Genomic DNA, 3,601 nt, shown 5'->3' with positions numbered 1-3,601 from the left:
GGGCGAGCTGGCGGGCGCGGCGGCCGAGGGCGGCGATGTCCGCGGCGCCCAGCGGAGCCCGCGGCCACGTGAGGATGCGCAGCATCGCGGCGTCATCGGCCGGATCGGCCAGTACCCGAAGGCAGGCGATGACATCGAGGATCTCCGGCAGCGTCAGCAGGCCCGCCAGACCGACGATCTCCGCGGGCACGCCGGCGGCGGTCAGCGCGTCGAGGATCGCGGCGGAGTGCTTGTTTTTCCGAACCAGCACCGCGGCGGTGATCGGCCGGCCCTCCTCCCGCGCTGCCCGGAATTCCTCGGCCATGTGCCCGGCGACCCACGCCAGCTCATCGTCGACGGTCGCGTGCAGCGCCAGGCGCACCGCGCCCCGGCCGGCACCCTTCCGGGGCGTGAGCTCCTCGACGGTGCGCGGGCCGGCCCCGAACGCGCGGGCGGAGACGTCGTTGGCCAGCTCCAGCACCGCCGACGGATTGCGCCACGACGTCAGCAGCTGCTTCTTTTCCGCCGGGCGTCCGTCGGGCCGCGGGAAGTCGGTGACGAACCGCGTCAGATTCGCGGCCGTCGCCCCCCGCCATTCGTAGATCGCCTGCATCGGATCGCCGACGGCCGTCACCGCCGTGCCCGCGAACAGAGCCCGCAGCAGGACGCGCTGCGCATGGGAGGTGTCCTGGTACTCGTCGAGCATGATCACGCGGAACCGCCTGCGCTCGGCCGCGCCGACTTCGGCGATGCCGTCGGCGAGCCGGGCGGCCATGGCCATCTGCCGGCCGAAGGTCACCGCGCCCTCGTCCTCGTGACGGCGCCGCAGCTCCCCGACCAGCGGCAGCAGCGCCAACCGATCATGCTGGGCGCGCAGCGGAGACTCGAGCTTCGAGTGCAGGTCCTTCTTCTGCCGCGGCGCCTTCGGGGTCTGGGCGACATTCGCGATGAACGCCTCCGTCTGCTCCCGCACCTCCCCGACCGACGCGAGGTTGGAGTCGATCTCCTCGGACAGGGTCATGAGCTTGCCGACGAGATCGCCCACACCCAGTTCAGTCGCAATCGAACCCCGGTCGCGGACCAGTTCCCAGGCCAACTGCCACTGCGTCGCGCCGTCGAGGACCTCCGCCCCGGGCTCGGCCGGCAACAGCAGGCCGTACTCGCGGACGAGCGATCCCGCGTAGGCGTCGTACGTGGACACCTCGGGCGTGATCACCCGAAGCGCCTCGCGCACCTCCGGGGCGGCCACCTTGTCGAAGGCGCGGCTGGCCGCCAGGGCCGCCAGTCGTTCGCGAATGCGCTGACCCAGCTCGCGGGCCGCCTTGCGCGTGAACGTCAGCCCCAACACCTCTTCGGGCCGCACGAATCCGTTGGCCACCAGCCACACGACGCGGGCGGCCATGGTCTCGGTTTTTCCCGCGCCGGCGCCGGCGACGACGAGCAGCGGCTCCGGAGGAGCGCCGATGACCTCGGCCTGAGCCGGGGTCGGCTGGTGCGGCTGCCCGATCATGCGGGACAGCGTCACCGGGTCGATGATCGCCCGATCGCTCATCGGTCGCCCTCCTTCGCGGGGCACGCCAGGCGGACCCCGCAGTGATCGCACTGCCGGCCCGGCGTGGCCAATGCCCCCGGTCCGCGCAACTTCCCGGCCACGTCCAGCACCGTCTGCCGCCACTGCGCCAGCTGTTCCGGCGTCCGCGCCGACTGCACCCGCACCGACGCGCCCGAGGCGACCGCCTTGCGCGGGTAGACCAGCTTCGCGCCGGCGACCTCCGTGCCGCTCTCCGCCAGCGCCAACTGGTAGGTGGCCAACTGCGGATTCTCCTCGGCATCCTTCGCCGAGGGCACGGTCGCCCCGGTCTTGACGTCGACGATGGTCACCCCGCCCTCGGGATGCTCCTCCAGGCGATCGATGCGCCCGGCGATGACGGCGTCGTCGCCAAGCGGAACCTGGACCCCGACCTCCGTGCCCACCGACCGCGACCCCGCGGACCACGCGGCCCAGGCCTCCACGGCCTCGGTCCACTCGCGCTGCATTGCCTCGACCCGCCAGGCGGGCTCGTCGACGATCTCCGGCAGCGCGCGCACGAGCGACTGCACCGCATCTTCGACGGACACGCCATCTTCCAGGGCCTCGACAACCCGGTGGAACGCCGTGCCCAGCGACATCTGATCCGACGACGACGGCTGCTCCAACAGCGCCCGCAACGGGCATTCGAGGACCTGCCCCACCTTCGACGGGCTCACCCGCACCGGCGCGGACGCGACCGGTTCGTCCGTGCTCGGATCGGCGAGGCCCCACCACTGCGACGGGTCCGCGCCGGGGACGCCATCGGCGGCCAAACGGGCAAGCTGCCGCGCCGCCTGCGCCCGCCGCACCGGGCCCGCCGACTCCGACAGCACCGCCGCGCGCAGCTCCGCCAGCAGCGACCCCATGGACAGCACGCGGGTGACGTCCTCCGACGTCTCGGCCGCGGGCAGAACCGCTGCCGCCGACTCGGAGGATTCCGGCGCCGCGGTCTTCAACTCCACGTCCTCCCCGAGTTCCCCGAGGAAACGGCTCGGCGCCCCCTCGTCATCCGGGGCGTCCACGGCCGTGACCAGCAGGCGGCGCCGCGCCCGCGACACGGCGACGTGGAACAGGCGACGCTCCTCCGCCAACCGCTCCGCGGCGTGCGAGACGGGCGTGCCCGGCTCGATGCCCTCGTCGAGAAGATCGACCAGCTCGCCCTGGCCGACGACCGAACCCGTGCGGCCCAGCGACGGCCACACGTCCTCCTGCACCCCGGCGACGGCCACCGCCTCCCACTCCCGGCCGAGCGCCGCATGGGCGGACAGGATGACCACGGCCTCCCGCTCCGCGCCACGCCGATCGCGGGCACCCGTGGGCAGCTCATGCGCCGCGATCTCGCGGACGACGCCCGCGATGGTCATGGCGGGGTCGCCCTCGACGAGGTCGCCGAGGAAGTCGAAGAACGTCATCACCCCATCGAGGTCCCGATCCGCCGCCGACCCCGCCGCGCCGCCCCGCAGGGACGCCGCCATCAGATGATCGGCCAGGCCGGAGGATTCCCACAGCGCCCACGCGACGGCCTCCACGCCCTCGGCCCGGGCCCCGCGGCCGGCGTCGAGGATGCGCAGCGGCCCCGCCAGCACGTCACGTTCGCGCTCGGGCAGACCCTCGATGAGCTCCTCCTGCTCCGGCGTGCGCTCGTCCGCGGCGAGCAGGCCGATGATGCGGTCCATGGCCCGGCCGCCCGACAAGTCCGCCCGCCGCACGCCGCGGACCAGACGCGTCAACGTCACGGGGTCGGCGTTGCCCAAGGGACCGGTGAGCAGCCGCTCCCACTCCGACGGCTCGAGCCCTTCGTCGACGGCCCGCAACGCCAGGACCAGCGCGGCGACCATGCGCTGCTCGCCGAGGACGACGTCGGTGGGGTCCATGCGCACGGGCACCCCGGCGCGCGCCAACGACCGGTGCAGCGCCGACTCCCCCGCCCCCGAACGCACCAGCACCGCCATGTCCTTCCACGCCACCCCGTCCTCCAGGTGCGCGCGGCGCAGGAAATCCGCGATGGTCGCCTTCTCCCCCATCCCCGTGTCGTGCACGACGACGCGGGCC

2 protein-coding genes are annotated in these 3,601 nt (G+C 73.5%); both read right to left on the bottom strand.

What is annotated here, in order from left to right:
- On the bottom strand, nucleotides 1–1,531 hold a 1,531-nt coding region (locus GX015_RS04755), incomplete at its 3' end, for an ATP-dependent helicase (RefSeq protein ID WP_291343179.1).
- The coding region (locus GX015_RS04750) for a UrvD/REP family ATP-dependent DNA helicase (RefSeq protein WP_291343178.1) at nucleotides 1,528–3,601 on the bottom strand (2,074 nt) is incomplete at its 5' end. The genes GX015_RS04750 and GX015_RS04755, both read right to left, overlap by 4 nt.

This window comes from Corynebacterium sp., assembly GCF_012837295.1.
Taxonomy (GTDB): Bacteria; Actinomycetota; Actinomycetes; order Mycobacteriales; family Mycobacteriaceae; genus Corynebacterium.
This window is presented reverse-complemented; position numbering and strand designations above follow the sequence as displayed.